The organism is Wenyingzhuangia sp. IMCC45574 (assembly GCF_054182685.1).
Window position 1 is genome coordinate 3,653,285 of sequence record NZ_CM135169.1, and the last position, 17,755, is coordinate 3,671,039.

Sequence of the window (17,755 nt, forward strand, 5' to 3'; positions counted from 1 at the left end):
AAAAAACTTGACAAAAAACTTGACAAAAAAATAAAAGGGCAAAAAAAATGCTTCCTTATTTGGAAGCATTTTTTAAATATTCTAATTGTTGTTCTAAGAGGTTTTTAATATCCGAGAGTAACCTTGGGACATCTTCAAATGTAGGCCTGAATGTGTTTAGGTTCTCTTTTATAATATCCTCTGGATCTTTTAAGAGGATGGGTTTGTTGTAGCTTTTTAGAAATTCTTCGTTTACATAAGGGAAGCGGTCTTTTATTTTATATATAAGACTGATAGAAATGCCTCGGTTTCCTTGTAGGATACCGTAAATAGATGAATTACTAGAATACTTTAATTCTTTAGATAGCTCATTTCCAGTCATATCAAGAGCGCTAAGAAGCTCACTCATTATACTAGAGTCTTGTTTCAATTTTTGTTCTTTGGATATTTCCATTTTTTTCTTTTTCAATATTCAAATTTTTTAATTTGTTAGTATGTCATTTATAGGACAGAAAGAGTAATCCCGAAGAATGTCATATTTCATAGCTGTTTTTCTACTCTTTCTAAGTAAAAAAATCTACCTAAATATACATATTATTTTTTATTTTAAAAGTGGTTTTTACAGTAGTAAGTGGTATTTTAGATTGTTTTCCATGCTTAAATTTTAATGATATTAATCATGCAAAAGAATGCTGTTTACAGTTAGTTTTGTTTCTATAGAATATTTAAAATCCCAATTGTATTATGTGTAAATTAAGAAGTCTAATTTTTTTATTGTTTACAAGCGTATTGTTAGCGCAAAATCCTTTTGTAACTCATAAATTTACAGCAGACCCTTCTGCAAGAGTTTTTAATGATACTCTGTATGTCTATAGCTCTCATGATGAGGATGATGCTACTTATTTTGATATGTTAGATTGGGCTTGTTTTTCTACCACAAATATGAAGGATTGGAAAGATCATGGGGCAATTTTTTCTTTAAAAGATATAAAGTGGGCTAAAAAATGGGCTTGGGCTCCAGATGCTGTAAAAAGAAACGGGAAGTATTATTTCTATTATCCGGTAGAAAGAACAAAAATAGGTGTTGCTGTAGCGGCTCATCCAACAGGACCTTTTACAGATGTGTTAGGGAAACCTTTGGTAGATAATAAACAGGAACCTTTTGCAGGACCTGAACCTATAGATCCGGCAATTTTGATTGATGACGATGGGCAAGCGTATATGTATTTTGGTTGTAGAGATGCAAGAGTTGTAAAGCTAAAGGATAATATGATTGAGCGAGACGGTGCTTTGCATGAAGTTCTTATTTTGGATAAGCAAGGAAAACGATTGTTGTGGAAAGAAAAAGGGAAACAAGATCCTAGATTACAATTGAGTCATGGAGGAGATGGAGTGTATGGAGAAGGACCTTGGGTGTTTAAAAGAAAAGGATTGTATTACTATGTATATTCTAATGGTTGGGCAAAAGATGCAACCATGGTGTATGCTACCTCTCAAAACCCATTAGGGCCTTTTGTGTATCAGGGAAAAGTAATGGAGCCTGTAAGTTCTTGGACATCGCATGGTTCTGTAGTTCAGTATAAAAAGAAGTGGTATGTGTTCTATCATACTCAAGACCTTTCTAATAGTGGTTTTAAACGTTCTATATGTGTAGACGAATTGTTTTTTAATAAAAAAGGTGAAATTATTCCAGTAAAACCTACTAGAACTGGAGTGTCTAAAGTAGAATAAGTTAATTAATTGTATAGTTTTAAAAGCTTCAAACGAGTTGGTTTGAGGCTTTTTTTGTACCAACTGATTCAATTAATAGATTCAGAGAGACTTTGTGAGTCTTGTTTTCAACTACTTTCGTTTTTGGATGTTGTAATTACTGGTGTTGAGTTTAGTCAATATATAGTTGCAAACAATTTCTGTTAAATAGTAATTTACCCAATCCCAATAAAAAAGAAATCAAAACACTTATGACGTTAAAACGTATTATTCTGAGTTTATTTTTAATTGTAAGTTTTTCTGTATTATCTCAGAATCGTGTTAGAATTAACAAAAGTTTTAATAAAGACTGGAAGTTTAGTTTAACAGATAGCCTGCATTATACCGATAAAGATTATAAGGATGTTGCTTGGAGAAAATTGAACTTGCCACATGATTGGAGTATGGAAGGTGCTCTAAGTAAAAAGAATTCTGGAAGAAATGCATGGTTACCTGGAGGTGTTGGTTGGTATAGAAAAACGTTCTCTTTGCCAAAAGAATATAAGGGGAAGTATGTAGAGATTCAGTTTGATGCCATTTACAGAAATTCAAAAATTTGGATAAATGGAGTTTATGTAGGAGCTCAGTATAATGGTTTTACAAGTTTTTATTACGATATAACGGAGTATTTAAATTTTGATCAACCCAATGTAATCGCTGTAAGAGTAGATCATTCTGATATACCAAGTGCTCGTTGGTACACTGGTTCTGGAATTTATAGAAATACATGGCTAACAGTAACCGATCAAATTCATGTGAAAAAATGGGGAACTAAGATTACAACTCCCAAAGTTTTGGAGAAAGAAGCTTTGGTAAAAGTAGAGACCATTTTAGAAAATTTTAAAGGAAAAGCCACTGTAGAAGTACGTACGGTTTTATTTGATGAAGATCAGAAAAGAGTAGGGGAGAGTAAGAAGAAGTTAAAAGTGAATTTAAAGACGACTTACAAAACAATTCAGAAAATTAAACTTTTGTACCCAAAAAAATGGGATGTATTTTCTCCTAGTTTGTATACAGCCAAAACAGAAATTATAGTAGACGGGAACGTTGTTGATGATTACAAGAGTGTTTTTGGAGTTAGAACGTTAAATTTTGATGCTAAAGAAGGTTTTTTCTTAAATGGAAATCCATTAAAAATGAAAGGAGTTTGTTTGCATGTAGATGCTGGTTCTATGGGAGTTTCGGTTCCTGTAGAGGTGTGGGAAAAAAGACTAAAAGCATTAAAATCTGTAGGTTGTAATGCAATTAGAACAGCTCATAATGTAGCAGCACCAGAATTTATGGATTTATGTGATCGCATGGGGTTCTTGGTTATGGATGAGTTTGTGGATAAGTGGAATGATGATGGCTTGGGAAGAGGAAAAAAGAGAAAAGGAAACTTTTTTAATCCAATGGGGTTTGCTAATCCTTATTTTGAGACGGAGTGGCAAAAAAATTACGAGCAATCTGTTAGGAGAGACATCAATCATCCAAGTGTTGTGATTTGGAGTGTAGGAAACGAGAATCATTCGCCAGGAACAATAGAGCAAAAAGTAGGTTTAAAGAAGTACACTAATTTTGTGAGGTCTATAGATGCAACAAGACCGGTAATTTCTGGTATGGAAAGAGGGAGAGATGAGGTTCCTGCAGATAAAGTGAGAAAGATAATTGAAACTTGTGAGTATATGGATTTAATAGCCTTGAATTATGGTGAGCAATGGTGTAAAGCTATTGGTGCTAAGAATCCGGGGAAACCTTTTGTGAGTACAGAAAGTTACACTTATTTTAACAGTACTCCAGAAAAAAGATTTGCAAATATTGAGAAATCACCATGGTTTGATGTTTTAGAAAACAACCACAATATGGGACTTTTCTTATGGTCTGGGATAGATTATTTAGGAGAGTCTAAGAAATGGCCTAAACTAGGAACAGATAGTGGATTGCTAGATTTTGCAGGTTTTAAAAAGAATAGAGCTTATTTTTATCAGTCCGTTTGGACAGAAGAACCAATGATTAAAACCTATGTTTACGAGGGAGATGCGGATGACTTTTCTACTTCAGGAAGATGGGGTTGGCCTCCTATGGGATCTAGTTGGAATTTAGAAAAAGATAAAAAGTACGATTTAGTTACTTATACAAATTGTGAAATTGTAGTGTTGTATTTAAATGGTCGTAAAATAGGGAGTCAAAAAATAGCTGATTTTCCGAACAAGATAATGAAGTGGAGTAAAATTCCTTATGAACCAGGTGAATTAAAAGCCATAGGTTACGTGTCTGGGAAAAAGGTGGCAGACTATACTTTGTATACAACTAAAAAACCAGCAAAAATTAAATTAAAATCAGATAAGAGCTTAGTTAAAAAAGGAGATATAGTTCATGTAGAGGTTGAACTTGTAGATAGAAAAGGAAAATTGGTGGTTTGGGAACCTTTAGATTTGAGTTTAGAGGTAAGTGGCAAAGCTAGAGTTTTAGCGTTTGATAATGGGAATATGAGCGATCATGCTAGTTTTGTGACTAAAAAAAAATGTAAAACTAATAATGGAAAGTGTTTGATTGTGTTAGAAGTTTTAGATGATGATAAGCTAGAAATCAAAGTGAGTTCTACAGAGTTGAAAACAGTAAAAATGTATTTAAAAAATAAAAGTTTATAATGATTTCATTTATAATTTCAATCATAATTCTAATACTAGGATATTTTGTATACGGAACAATTATCGAAAAGATTTTTGTAATTGATAAAGAGAGAACAACTCCTGCTATTGGCCAGCGAGATGATGTGGATTATATGCCTTTGCCGTTGTGGAAAGTCTTTTTAATTCAGTTTTTAAACATAGCCGGTTTAGGACCTATTTTTGGTGCTATTGCAGGAGCTATGTATGGACCTGCTGCTTTTTTGTGGATTGTATTTGGATGCATATTTGGAGGAGCTGTTCACGATTACTTTTCGGGAATGTTATCGTTAAGACATGGAGGCTTAAGTATTAGTGAAGTTGTTGGTATTTATTTGGGGCCTTATATAAAGCAATTTATGCGCTTGTTTACGGTGGTCTTGTTAATTTTTGTAGGGACCGTTTTTTTAGTGGGACCAGCAAAGATTATTGACGGAATGACAGACAATACACTAGGAATAGCTATGTGGGTTTTTATTATATTAATTTATTACGTGTTATCTACCTTGTTACCAATTGATAAGTTGATTAGTAAATTGTATCCAATTTTTGGAGCAGCAATGTTATTTATGGCTTTAGGTTTGTTTGTGGTGTTGTTTATTGGAGATTATCATATTCCAGAATTATTGCCAGAGAACCTGATTAATATGAAGCGTAATCCTGATGAGACTCCTATTTTTCCTATGTTGTTTATAACGATTGCTTGCGGAGCAATTTCGGGTTTTCATGCTACACAATCTCCTTTAATGGCAAGATGTGTTAAGAACGAGGTAGAGGGTAAGAAAGTGTTTTTTGGAGCGATGATTACGGAGGGAATTGTTGCTTTAATATGGGCTGCTGCTGCTATGGTGTTTTTTGGGGATGTTAATGGTTTAAATGATGCTATGGCGGCTAATGGGAATAGTGCAGCTTGGGCAGCTAACGAGATTTCATTAAATATGTTAGGGAAAATAGGAGGCGTTTTAGCGGTTTTGGGAATTGTTGCAGCACCTATAACATCGGGAGATACTGCGTTTAGATCTGCTAGGTTGATATTGGCAGATACATTTAAATATGAGCAAAAAACATTACTAAAGCGACTTTACCTTAGTTTGCCATTGTTTGTAATCGCTTTTGTGTTGACTAAGGTGAATTTTGCAGTTATATGGAGGTATTTTGCATGGTCTAATCAAACTTTGGCAGTAATTGTGTTGTGGACTATAACGGCATACTTAATACTAAAAGAGAAAAATTATTGGGTTACATTATTACCTGCTATTTTTATGACAATGGTTTGTAGTACTTATATATTAATTGCACCAGAAGGTTTTCAGTTAAATAAGCAAATAGCATATGTAATTGGAGGAGTTGTTACTTTGTTGGTAACAGTTGTATTTTTAGTTTTTTCTAAAAAGAAAAAAGTTTTTACGATTTAAATACGTGTTGATAAAAGTCTGATTTTACTTAGAAACACATACGGTTATATATTGAGGAAGACAATTTTATAAAATTGTCTTCCTCTTTTTATTTCACTTGTATCTAGGTGTTTATGTGTTGTTTTTAGTTTTTTTAGGGATTATTACACAAGTAAAATAGGTGTAGGTTGTTTATTCAGAAAGACATAGGGGTAAGTTGGTGTTTAAACATATCTATTCTACTTAAATGTATTTGTAAATACATGGTAATCAGAAGAAAGCGTTTTGTTTGTAGTCTAAACTTAAAACTATATAATTATGAAAAAACGATTACTTTTTTTATTTACGGTGGCTACAACATTAGGATTTTCTCAAGTAACAAAGTACGATGCGGATTGTTATGGATTTGAATATACAAATATTGAATATCAAAATGGAGTGTTTGGTAATGCGGTAGAGGCTATGGAGCAAAAAACTGGTTTTACTCAATCTACCGAGCAAGCTCATTCAGGTACTTATAGTATGATGGCAGATTTTACGAGTACTGTGCCTGGTACGGCTCCAAAGACTCAAGGTTGGAGAACACAAGTAAACGACGAGGGAGATATTTGGTTGAGTGGTGAGACAAGTTATACTATTAGAGGTTGGATATATACTACGGCTACTACTACAACTGTTGCAAAAGTAGCATTAAATGGAGGGACAGCAGCTCAGAATTTAAGCCTTGATTTAAATGGGAAAACTGCTGGTCAGTGGCATGAGTTTACCAAAGAATTTACGGCTGATTCAGGTTATACTTATGATGTAGGAGCAGGATCTGGAACTGTATTGACTTTTAATATCAACTTTACCAATATGGTAGTTGGTTCAAAAATATATATTGATGACGTAGATATTGTACAAACATCAACTTTGTCAACATCTTATTCTAAAATTGAAGGAGCTTCTGTAGATGCTTCTAATGGAGAGATTACAGTTTCAGGAGCTCAGATAGATGCCGTTTATTCTATCACAGGACAACAAGTTAAAACAACTGGTTTGTCTAGTGGGATCTATATCGTAAAGATTTCTAAAGGGAACAAACAAGATGCAGTTAAGGTGATTCTGTAATTTTTTAGTTAAGAATTGTTAGTATTAGGTTGTCTGTTTACAGGCGGCCTTTTTTTGTTGTTTATAGCCTATGTACTGAAAGGCATATTTTATTTACTTAGGTAGATATTTAATTCTTTTTTATGAGATTACTTAGCTGTTGAAAACAAAAAAATAACCTAACATTTTAATTATCATGAGAAAAAAATTACTTTTTGGCTTCTTAATAGGAGGAGCACTTTTAGCAACAAAGTCTAATGCACAGATTTTAAATGCTGATGCATTTGGTTTTGAATTGACAAATGTTGTGTGGACTACGGGAAGTAATCTTACAGCTTCACCGGGTAATGTTGTGCAAAGTTGGTCTCAAGTTGCAGGTTTTGAACAATCTAACGAGGAGGCACATTCGGGAACTTATAGTATGAAATACGCTATAGATTATACTGATGCAAATCCGATAGAAGGAAAACTTCAAACATGGAGGTCTAACACAAATAAGGAAGGGAGCTTTAGCTTAACAGAAAGAGATTATTTGGTTTCTGCTTGGGTTAAAGTTACAAGTGGTACACAACCTTCGGCGTTAAACTTACCAATAAAGGGAGCAGGGGTTAATATAGATATTTCTGGAGTTTCATCTGGGGTTTGGACTAAAGTTTACAAGGTTGTTACGACAACTGCAAATGCAGATTTAGGGGATAATAAAAACTGGATGACAGTGAATTATACAGGTACTATTCCTGCATCTGGTACATGTACTATTTATTTAGATGATATTACGATTGTAGAATATAATGGTGTACAAAGTTTTACCACCGAGGAATACTTAGGGTTCGAAGGTGCAGATGCAGAGATTGATGGTATTATAGAGCCAGCATCAAATGGAAATTCATCTTCAACAGGGTGGTTTATACAACATGATACGTACTTTTCTTTTTCAGATGTGCAAGCTAATTCTGGAGATTATAGTATCAAATTTGATTCATCAGATGGTGCAGGAACAAAACAAATTCAAGGAGGATATAACACGCCAGGAACTTCGTTAATAAGTTTTGCTGCAGGTGATTATGTAGTGCAGGCTGATGTTTTTATTCCATCAGGAAAGTCAATACCTTCTAAAATGTTTTTAAATGTGAAAGCAAATACAGAATCATCTCCAGCTACTTCTTTTAAATCAGTAGGTATAGATATTGATCAAGCTCTAGCAAAGGATACTTGGCATACAATTACTTCTAGTATAGCTACTTTTGGTCAAACAACAGATGCTGGTTATACGTTTAGGGTAGAAGCAGCCGATGCGACTACAGTAGCATATTTTGATAATTTAAGATGGACGGATGCTTCAACTTTATCAACAGCTACTTCTAAAATAGAAGGAGCTTCTGTAGCTACTTCTAATGGAAATATTACTGTTGTTGGTGCAAATTTAGATGCTGTATATTCTGTAAGTGGTCAGGAGGTTAAAGCTACAGATTTGTCTAGTGGTATATACGTTGTGAAAATTTCTAAAGGAAACAAACAAGATACTATTAAGGTGGTTATGTAAAATAGTAGATATTTTGTTTAAATTCAGCCCTTTTTCTTTTAAGAAAAGGGCTTTTTTTGTTTTCTGATACATTAAATAAATAGAGAGAGACAAAAAATATAAAAGGATGTGGTTTATTTGAATTACTAAATTATTAAGAGTTAAAATGAGAAATAAGATAAATTGTTTTTTGGGTGTATTACTGTTTTGTGTACTTGTATTAAATGCCCAAAAGGTAGACGTTAAAAGTTCTTTATATAGTATAGAAACCGATTATACGATTCAGAAAGTTAGAGTTGCAAAAGATAAGAGTAAAGACTACATAGTAGGTACTAGTTATGAAGGAACTGTTATTGGGCTAAGCTATAACGGAAAGCAATTGTGGGAACATAAGTTGTCTGGTTTCATGAATCACGATGTATGGTGTGGAGATTTGGATAATGATGGTAAGGATGAAATTGTTACAGCCAATGCAGATGGAACAGTATACTGCTTAAATAGTAAAGGGAAGTTGTTGTGGAGGTTTAAAAAGAACAGTGCTCCAATGTATGCGGTAAATATCATTAAAAAGGGAGCAAAAAGTTATGTGGTTGCTGGAGGTTTTGATAAAAGTATTTATTACTTGTCACCAAAAGGAGTATTGGTTAAAGAAATAAAATCGTCTACTTTTTCTATAGAAAAACCTTGGAGTAAGTCTAAGAAACTATTGCCAAAGCCTGCAATTGCAACAGCAAATTTTATTAGAACTGTAAAGCAAAAAAACGGAGACGATGTGTTGGCTGTTCTAGCAACAAATAATCACATGAATGTTCCTGGTACGTTATACTTCTTTAAACCTTTAGAAGACTTACCGTTTAAGAAAGTTCCGGTAAAAGGAAATAAGGCATTAAAAAAGAAAATTAGAATTAGACCTATTGGAGATTTTAAATTGATTGATGTTGATAACGATGGTGCAGATGAAATAGTTTTAGGAGCTTCTGCTCATTCTAATGATTTGTTGATTTCTACGTATGATTTGGAAGAAAATAAATTTAGTTTTCATAAAATTAATAAGGTTCGTTTTGGGTATGATATTGCTCAAACGGTGCTTTTAAAAAATAAAAAAGAGAACTTGTATTTAACTCGAATAGGAAATCAGATGAGAATCTACAATCCTTTAGAGAACAATTCAAAAGAAGAAATCATTCAAGGAAAGTACGCTTATAATGATGTTTTTAAAGATGAGAAAAATGAAAAGGTTTTGTTGGCAAGTTCACAAAGTGGAGGTAGTTGTATTCATGTGTTGAATCTAAAGAATGACCAATGGAAGAAAGCTTATAAAAAATTATCTCCAAAAGGGAAGATTGCTACCATCTTAAAAAATACAAAAAACACGAGAGATTTATTAGATTCTTATCAAAAGCCAACAACAGAACATATTTCTCAGCCAGTGTATTTAATGACCGAAAAAGTACCTGATAACTTATTAGGTTTAAAAAATAAATTAGAAAGAAAATATCAGAGTCCAGTTTTCTTAAATTCTATCCACATGAGAAATGTAGAGAAGTTTGATAGATCTGTTTTAACAAACAAGAAGTATCAAAAATCAAGAGATAGAAGAAAGAAATACACATTGTCTAGTCAAGAGGCAGTCGATCAGATAACGGCACAATACAATGGAGCTCCAGGAGTTGCTTATTGGGGAGGGCATGGAAATGATCCTTATATGTTTAGTATAAATACCACTAAAAAAATAATTGATAAAGCTGAAAACAAAAAGACGGTTTTAATTTATCCTGAAGTAGAAGATCATAACGAGGACAATTTAAACTTTTTGTTAAATGATTTAATCTATCCTTTGGCAAAGCATGCGCAAGGAAGAAATGCAAATATTTTCTTACGATCAAAGAATGTATTTTGGTTGGGGTCTAATTATTTAAGTCCTTGGTCTAGATTAATGTCTGGTGAATTTGCAGATGTTTTTGTGCCGTCTATGGAAGAAACAACAGATAAAACTATGGAGCTGAGTTTGGCTGGTAGAATGGGTATGTGGGCTAGTGGAGCTGTAAATAGTTGGGGAACAAGAGCTGTTCCAGATAATGTATCTATAGATAGGGCTAGGCAATTAGGAAATCAGCGATTGCCAAACCATATGCTTAGGATGTTGATTTTCCATACAGCAAATGGTGCGCAGTTCATTAATAATTTTGCTGTAGATCAGGATTATATGAGTATTTACTGGGAATTGATAGCTAAGGGAGCATTGTACGTGCCAAAGAGAAATGAAGTTTTAAGTATTTCTCCTGTTCATATGAGTATGAAAGAGCCAGATCATCATTATTTAAATGATGGAGCCAATGTAAAATGGACTGTTTTTTATGATGAAGAATTTGAGAAAAAGAATCCTTTTGTTTTAAGTAGAATGAATGGAACTTGGCCAGGAGCACCAGTTACAGAATGGGATTTTTCTAGGTATGCAGCTGGAGTTAAAGAAAGAAGGTTGAACTTTTTAGCACCTTATGAAAATGGAGTGGTTTTAATAACACCTCCACAACAAGGTGTGTTTGCTAAAGGTGATGTTCCAAGAGGTTTGTTAAAGAATAATCTGCATCCTATTTATAAGAATATAATGAAGGAGTATATTACCGATGGACATAAATATTATTCTAACGACGGTACGAAAACGTACAATGCAGATGAGTATTACAAGGTAATAGAATCGGATATTAAAGAAAGTTCTAAAAAATTACCTATTACGGTTTCTGGAGATGTAGCATGGGTAGTTTCTCAAATAGCTCCCAAAAAACTAAGATTAACTTTAATAGACAATGGTTATATCAATCCAGAGAAAAGCAGTGCGTTGGTTCGTTTTAATACAATTAAACCAACACAGGTAAAAGACGTATTAAGTGGAGAACAATTTAAAGTTTCTGATACTGTATCTAAAATAGAGATTCCTTTAGGAGGATTCCGATTTATAGATGTACTACTTAAAGAAGCGTTGTAATATTCTTGTTTTTACTATAATTTACAAGCCAGTACTATAGAGTAGTACTGGCTTTTGTTTGTTAGAGTGCAGTATTCTTTGGGAAGGAATATCTAAAAAGTACTGTGTTTGGTTTTTTTAGCGTTTATGATACGTAAGGTTAAGGAGTAGATTTACCGTATCAAAAAGACTTTTTTGAATTTATTCTGTATTAGAATTTTATTCACAGATACAAAATAAAAATTTTAAGAGAATGTAAAGGTTTTTTGCTGTTGTAGTTTTGATAATAAAACCAATAATTATTTAGCTAATAATCAAAAAATGAACAAAACTACTTATCTGTTTTTAATTGTTTTGATAGTTCAGTCGTCTTTTTGTCAAAAGAAGTATGATTTTGAAACCGATCAACAGCAATGGAAAAAATCAGCAGAGAATGCATGGAATTTCTCTACTGACAAGAAATTTGCAGGAACTACATCTTTAAAATACACACTTCCTAATACCGCCAAAGAAATAGGAGCTATTTATAGTCTAGAAGTTGGTCAGACAGTTCACAAAGTAAGAACTGCAAAGTACAACGGTACAGATGTAATAGTAGCCAGTACTTATGAGGGGACCATGATGGCTCTTGATTTTAATGGAGTGATTCTTTGGAAAAATACGTTGTCTGGTTTTATGGTACACGATATTTGGTGTGTAGATATTACAGGGAATGGAAACGATGAGGTATTGGTAGCAAATGCCGATGGAACTATTTATTGTTTGGATGTAGATGGAAAAGAGTTGTGGAGCTATCAAAAGAACGAAGTTCCTATGTATGCTGTTACTGCGGTTAAAAAAGAGGGGCAGTATTATGTTGTTGCGGGGAGTTTAGATTTAAACTGTTATTATTTGTCTTCCACAGGTAGTTTGGTAAAAGAATTAAAATCTGCAGATTATTCTAACGAAAAAACATGGGGAACAACTACTGCAAAAGATTTTGTGCATTATGCTAATTTTTTAAGACCCTTGCCAAAAGATGCAGATAATGATTATTTAATTATGCATGCAAGTAATAACCCTTCTCAGGATAGAGGGGCTGTTTATATGTTTGATGTATTAGAAGATAATTTTATTAAAAGAGTAGAAACAGAAGCCACTAGTCCAATTGGAGAACTACGATTTTCGGATTATGATAAAGATGGTACTTATGAAGTGTTGATGGGAGCTTCTAACCATCAAAATAGCGCAAATGTGTCGCGTTTAAACTTAAAAGATGATACTACAGATCAGTATAAAATAGACAGATTAGGGTTTGGGTATTCAGTCGTTCAGCCAGAATTAATTTTAGACGGAACTACTGAAAAGTATTTTTTCTTAGTGGGGAATTTTATTGTTTTAGTATCTAAGGACTTTTCATCAGAAGAGAAATTGTCTACCAAATATTCGTACTACGATATGTGGAAACGACCAAATTCAAACCAAATTGTTTTGGCAAGTTGTCAAAGTGGAGGTAGTCAGATTCATATTTTAGATACGGGTCACGCAGATTGGAAACAAGAATATCAAGATTTAATTCCAGGAGGTAAAATTCAGAAAATATTAGCCAATACAGCAAAGTCTAGATTAGGTTTGGCTTCTTATACCAAACCAGCTTTGCAAAGAGATGCAAGAGATATCTACTTTATGACAGAAAGTACAGATAACGGTGTAGCTAAAACCACAGCAGACAACATTAGAGTAAATTACGATACACCTGTATTTTTGGGCGGTAGTCATTTTTCTAAAACAGAAAATTGGGATCGTTCTAGTATGCCTAATGAGAAGTATAAAAATAGAAGAGACTCTAGAAAAAAATACGAGCTTACTCAACAACAATCCATTGATATGATTAATGCTTGGTATGATGAGTCTCCTAAAGGAGATGCCGGAATTGCTTATTGGGGAGGACATGGAAACGATCCTTATTTTTTTCAGTTAGATACCAGAAAGCAAACGTTGGATTATGCCAATGGAAAGAAAACGATTATGATTTTTCCAGAGTTAGAAGATCATTCAGATGATTTTACGTGGGTGATGGATGATTTGTTTTATCCTTTAGCAGACTACGGAAGAACAAAAAACTTAAATATATATGTAAGAACAAAGCATAACTTTTGGCAGGCCAATGTTTATTTACCTATGTGGAGCGGCTTGTTGTCGGGTGAGTACTCAGATATTTTTGTTCCTTCTATGGAAGAAACTACAGACAAGGCTATGGATATTAGTATTGCAAGTAGAGTTGGAATTTGGGCTAGTGGAGCTGTAGACAATTGGGGGACTAGAACGGTGCCAGACAACCCTAGTTACGATAGATCTAGACAGTTTTGTCATCAAAGATTACCAAACCATTTTTTACGCCATTTAATTTATCATATGGCAAATGGAGCTACTCATATAAACAATTTCCCAATAGATCCAGATTATATGAGTATTGTGTGGGATTTAGTGGCAAAAGGAGCCTTGTTTGTACCAGAGCCTAATGAGTTGGTAAGTCTTTCTCCGGTGCATTTAAGTATGTTGCCTCCAGAGGAGCATTATTTGGTAGAGGGGAGTAGTTTAAAGTGGGCAACCCATTACGATGAGGATTTTTTAACAAACAACTCTTTTGTATTTAGTAGGCAAAATGCCAATTGGATGGGAGCTAAAAATACGCCTTGGGATTTTTCTACTTACGCAGGACAGGTAAAAGATAGAAGGCAGAATTATTTACCAAGTTACCCTAATGGGCTGGTGTTAATTACTCCACCACAAGAAGGTGCTAATGCAGATACTTCCGCACCCAGAGGAGCTTTAAAAGATAAGCTACATCCTCTGTATAAAGATATTTTAAAAGAATATTATACAGATGGTAGATATTATTACTCTAAAGATGGAACGCAAACATTTAGTGCAGACCAATATTATAAAACGATAGAGGAAGATATAAAGTTAGGAGCTAAAAAAATACCGTTGACTGTAAGTGGAAATGTAGCTTGGGTAGTTGCTCAAACATCTCCAACCAATTTAAGGTTAACGTTAATTGATGGAGCGTATTTAAATCCAGGAGATCGAAAAGCGGTGGTAACGTTTCAAACGGTTTCAGCAGTTGGTGTAACTGATATTTTAGATGGAAAATCTTATACTCCCTCTGGAAAAGTAACTATTGATGTCCCTTGCGGAGGATTCCGTTTTATTGATATCACATTAAGTTCACCATTAAACAATTAGGCCATGAAAAGTAGAATTTTAATACATACAATTGCGTTTTTATTTTTTGGATTCTTAGTAAAAGCTCAAGGAAAGGTGAACACTTTAAGTTCGGAATATTATGGGTTTGAAGTAGCTTCTGGAGATGATGGTTGGTGGATGCAGCAACCCGAGAATTGGTCCATAGCTACAGATAAAGGAGCTAGCGGTACGTCTAGAAGTTTAAAATATACCAATGATGCTTCTTTTACGGGGAGTAAGAAAGCATTTGGAAGCTCCTCTATTTCTGATATGCTGATTGATTTAGCTCCTGGGAGTTACGAATTAAAAGCAATGATTTGGGTAGAAAGTAGTTCAACTTCTATTTCTAGAATTAGAGCAAACTTTAGGACTGCTGGAAAGAGTGAGGTAAATGTAAATTTTGATGTTGCTACTATTGCTAAAGACCAATGGGTAGAGGTTAGGGTTCCTTTTACTATTACTGAATCTTTTGAGAATACCAATGTAAGGATTATGATGGATAGCTCTACAGGAGGAATTGGAACCTTTTATTTTGATGAATTACAGTTGTTAATTGATCCAATAGCATTACCTGTAGCAGTACCTTTTACAAGTCAAATTAATTCAACGGAGGATAAAAATATAACATTACCTGCCGGGAATTATGAGGTAGCGTTGCAGATTTGGGTTGAAGGTGGAACTACAATTCCTAGTTTTTACACACAGATAATAGAGCCATGGAATTCCATTAAGTGGGAGTTGGATGGTGTTGCCACTGAACAGTGGGTAGAACTAAGAAAAGAAATTGTAATTGCTGAAAATGTAAACGATTCTAAGTTTCAAATTTTTGTAAGTAACTTTTCCGATGGAGAAATTTATACGGGAGGTTTTTATGTAGACGATATTGAATTTACACTCACAAGTGTATTGAGTAATCCAGATTTTGATATTAAAGTAATTGGAGAAACATGTCAAGATAAAAACGATGGTAAATTAGAGATAAGTACAGAAACTGTAGGAGCTTATTATGTAGAATTTAATGGAAGCAAAATAGATTTTACAGAAACAACAACTATTGAAAATTTAAACCCGGATACTTATCATTTAAAAATAGGTTCTAATTATACGTCTACAGAGACCGAATATATTTTGGTGCTACCAGAAGCAACAAAAATTGAGGCAAGTTTATCACCTAAAACACATGCAACTTTAATTCATGTAGATAAGGGTACTGCTCCTTTTTTAGTCTACAAAAATGGAGAAAAGATAAAAGAGTTTGATGAAAATATATTCGAAGTTGAAAGTGAATTGGGAGATTTAATAGAGGTGGAAACAGCTGTGCCGTGCGAAGGAAAACTTTCCAATTTTGATGAGATGGCATTGGTGTATCCAAATCCAGCAGAAGGTTATTTTAATGTGTTTTGCCCTGCAGGATCTCGTGTTAGGATCTTTAGTACCACAGGTCAACTTGTTCAAGAAATAGAAATAAAAAAAACAAATCCTAGAATTGAATTAGGTGAAGAAATAAGAGGTGTTTTCTATGTGGAGGTTTTAATTGGTTCTAAATCAGTGGTTAAAAAACTTGTTGTTAAGTAAATGTAACCGTAAATCTTTACGCTAAAGAACATAATATCTCTTTTAAAAGACAATATTAGCTGTTAAGGAGAGTAATTTTACTATAACTTAACAGCTTACAAATTACTAACTAACTCAGAAGATGAATTTATTAATTAAACATTTAAAGATTGCCGTATTAGGTCTTTTTCTAGTGGCTTGCTCTACAAAAAAAGAAGAGAGTGTACCAGTAGCAAGTAACAAACCTAACGTTATTTTGTTTGTGGCGGATGATCATGGAAAAGATGCCTTAGGTTGTTATGGAAATCAAGTAATACAAACTCCTAATTTAGATCAGTTAGCTTCGGAAGGAGTTCGTTTTAATAATGCATATTGTACAAGTGCAAGTTGTGCTGCAAGTAGGTCTGTAATTTTAACTGGTAAATTTGGGCATGCTACCGGTTCTTACGGACATGTACACGATTACCATCATTTTAGCACTTACGACAATGTAAAATCGTTACCTGTTTTATTAGAAAAAGCAGGATACGAAACTGCGAGAATTGGAAAGTACCATGTAGCACCAGAAGAGGTATACCATTTTAATACAGTGTTAGAAGCAGATCCAAGAAGTACTTTAGAGATGGCAGATGCGTGTGTAGATGTTATAAAATCTGAAAAACCATTTTTTTTATATTTCTGTACAGATGATCCACACAGAGGACACCCTTTTAAGGCGGAACCGTGGAATGTGCCAAATACATTTGGAAACAAAAAAGAACCTTACCCAGGAGAGAATCAGGTGATTTATGATCCTAAAGATGTTGTGGTGCCAGAGTTTTTGCCAGATACCAAAGAGTCAAGAGAAGAAATAGCACAATACTACCAGAGTATATCTAGAATAGACCAAGGTTTTGGTAGGTTAATGAGTCATTTAAAAGAAGCAGGAAAGTTAAATAATACCATCGTTTTCTATATTTCTGACAATGGAATGGCTTTTCCAGGAGCTAAGACAACCGTGTATGAACCGGGAATTCAATTGCCATGTATTGTTAAAAACCCATTGGTAAAAGACAATAAAGGAGGTATTAATAATGCAAAAGTTTCTTGGGTAGATTTAACACCAACAATTTTAGACATGGCTAAAGTAGCGTACGATGCTAAAGAATTTCATGGAAAATCATTCAACGGAGTTTTGGCAGAAGAAAACCCAAAAGGTTGGAATACGGTTTATGCATCGCATACTTTTCATGAGATTACTATGTATTATCCTATGAAGGCTATTGTAGAAGGTAAGCACAAATTAATTTGGAACATAGCATGGCAGTTAGATTATCCGTTTGCATCAGATTTATGGGCTTCTTCTACTTGGCAAAGTATTTATAGAAACCATGTAGAAATGTATGGAAATAAAACAGTAGAGCAGTATTTAAAGCATGCAGAATTTGAGTTGTTTGATTTGGAAAAAGATCCAGGAGAAGTAAACAACTTAGCAGATAAAAAAGAATATCAAGAAGTATTAACTGAAATGAAGGCGAAGCTTAAAAAGTTTCAGTTAGAAACCAAAGATCCATGGTTAATCATGTGGGATCATGATAATTCCCTACAAGGAACAGGAGTGGATCTGTAGTAAGAGAAAAACCGAACC

At 33.8% G+C, this 17,755-nt stretch carries 10 protein-coding genes; 9 read left to right on the top strand and 1 reads right to left on the bottom strand.

Going from position 1 to position 17,755, the window contains the following annotated elements; genetic code table 11:
- Nucleotides 1-55: 55 nt before the first annotated feature.
- Nucleotides 56-448, bottom strand: coding sequence for a hypothetical protein (locus ACXHHC_RS15700; protein WP_458227317.1), 393 nt, complete (start codon nt 446-448; stop codon nt 56-58).
- Between the two features lie 275 nt (nt 449-723).
- Between ACXHHC_RS15700 and ACXHHC_RS15705 the strand changes: the two genes are divergently transcribed.
- From ACXHHC_RS15705 to ACXHHC_RS15745, 9 genes are all read left to right on the top strand, one after another.
- Entirely contained in the window at nt 724-1,710 is a 987-nt protein-coding gene (locus ACXHHC_RS15705; protein WP_458227318.1) for a family 43 glycosylhydrolase, read from the top strand.
- A 230-nt stretch (nt 1,711-1,940) separates the two neighbouring features.
- Nucleotides 1,941-4,358, top strand: a complete 2,418-nt coding sequence (locus ACXHHC_RS15710) for a glycoside hydrolase family 2 TIM barrel-domain containing protein (RefSeq protein WP_458227319.1) — start codon at nt 1,941-1,943, stop codon at nt 4,356-4,358.
- Complete coding sequence (locus tag ACXHHC_RS15715) at nt 4,358-5,791, top strand: carbon starvation CstA family protein (protein WP_458227320.1); 1,434 nt, start codon at nt 4,358-4,360, stop codon at nt 5,789-5,791. Before ACXHHC_RS15710 ends, ACXHHC_RS15715 begins: the two co-directional genes overlap by 1 nt.
- A 297-nt stretch (nt 5,792-6,088) precedes the next feature.
- A complete protein-coding gene (locus tag ACXHHC_RS15720; protein WP_458227321.1) occupies nt 6,089-6,880 on the top strand; it encodes a T9SS type A sorting domain-containing protein in 792 nt (263 codons plus the stop codon).
- 175 nt (nt 6,881-7,055) lie between these two features.
- Nucleotides 7,056-8,402 carry a T9SS type A sorting domain-containing protein gene (locus ACXHHC_RS15725; RefSeq protein ID WP_458227322.1) on the top strand — a complete coding sequence of 449 codons (1,347 nt, stop codon included), beginning with the start codon at nt 7,056-7,058 and terminating at the stop codon, nt 8,400-8,402.
- A gap of 145 nt (nt 8,403-8,547) precedes the next feature.
- Nucleotides 8,548-11,367 (top strand): hypothetical protein, encoded by a 2,820-nt coding sequence (locus tag ACXHHC_RS15730; RefSeq protein ID WP_458227323.1) that lies wholly within the window; start codon nt 8,548-8,550, stop codon nt 11,365-11,367.
- 300 nt (nt 11,368-11,667) lie between these two features.
- The gene (locus ACXHHC_RS15735) at nt 11,668-14,574 is read left to right on the top strand and encodes an outer membrane protein assembly factor BamB family protein (protein WP_458227324.1); all 2,907 of its coding nucleotides are present in this window, start codon (nt 11,668-11,670) and stop codon (nt 14,572-14,574) included.
- Between the two features lie 3 nt (nt 14,575-14,577).
- Complete coding sequence (locus ACXHHC_RS15740) at nt 14,578-16,149, top strand: T9SS type A sorting domain-containing protein (RefSeq protein WP_458227325.1); 1,572 nt, start codon at nt 14,578-14,580, stop codon at nt 16,147-16,149.
- A gap of 121 nt (nt 16,150-16,270) precedes the next feature.
- Complete coding sequence (locus ACXHHC_RS15745; RefSeq protein WP_458227326.1) at nt 16,271-17,737, top strand: sulfatase family protein; 1,467 nt, start codon at nt 16,271-16,273, stop codon at nt 17,735-17,737.
- Nucleotides 17,738-17,755: the final 18 nt, after the last annotated feature.

Excerpts from the sequence above, each read along its gene's own strand:
- ACXHHC_RS15705 (WP_458227318.1), top strand. The coding sequence starts at position 724 with ATGTGTAAATTAAGAAGTCTAATTTTTTTATTGTTTACAAGCGTATTG.
- ACXHHC_RS15710 (WP_458227319.1), top strand. The coding sequence starts at position 1,941 with ATGACGTTAAAACGTATTATTCTGAGTTTATTTTTAATTGTAAGTTTT.
- ACXHHC_RS15715 (WP_458227320.1), top strand. The coding sequence starts at position 4,358 with ATGATTTCATTTATAATTTCAATCATAATTCTAATACTAGGATATTTT.
- ACXHHC_RS15720 (WP_458227321.1), top strand. The coding sequence starts at position 6,089 with ATGAAAAAACGATTACTTTTTTTATTTACGGTGGCTACAACATTAGGA.
- ACXHHC_RS15725 (WP_458227322.1), top strand. The coding sequence starts at position 7,056 with ATGAGAAAAAAATTACTTTTTGGCTTCTTAATAGGAGGAGCACTTTTA.
- ACXHHC_RS15730 (WP_458227323.1), top strand. The coding sequence starts at position 8,548 with ATGAGAAATAAGATAAATTGTTTTTTGGGTGTATTACTGTTTTGTGTA.
- ACXHHC_RS15735 (WP_458227324.1), top strand. The coding sequence starts at position 11,668 with ATGAACAAAACTACTTATCTGTTTTTAATTGTTTTGATAGTTCAGTCG.
- ACXHHC_RS15740 (WP_458227325.1), top strand. The coding sequence starts at position 14,578 with ATGAAAAGTAGAATTTTAATACATACAATTGCGTTTTTATTTTTTGGA.
- ACXHHC_RS15745 (WP_458227326.1), top strand. The coding sequence starts at position 16,271 with ATGAATTTATTAATTAAACATTTAAAGATTGCCGTATTAGGTCTTTTT.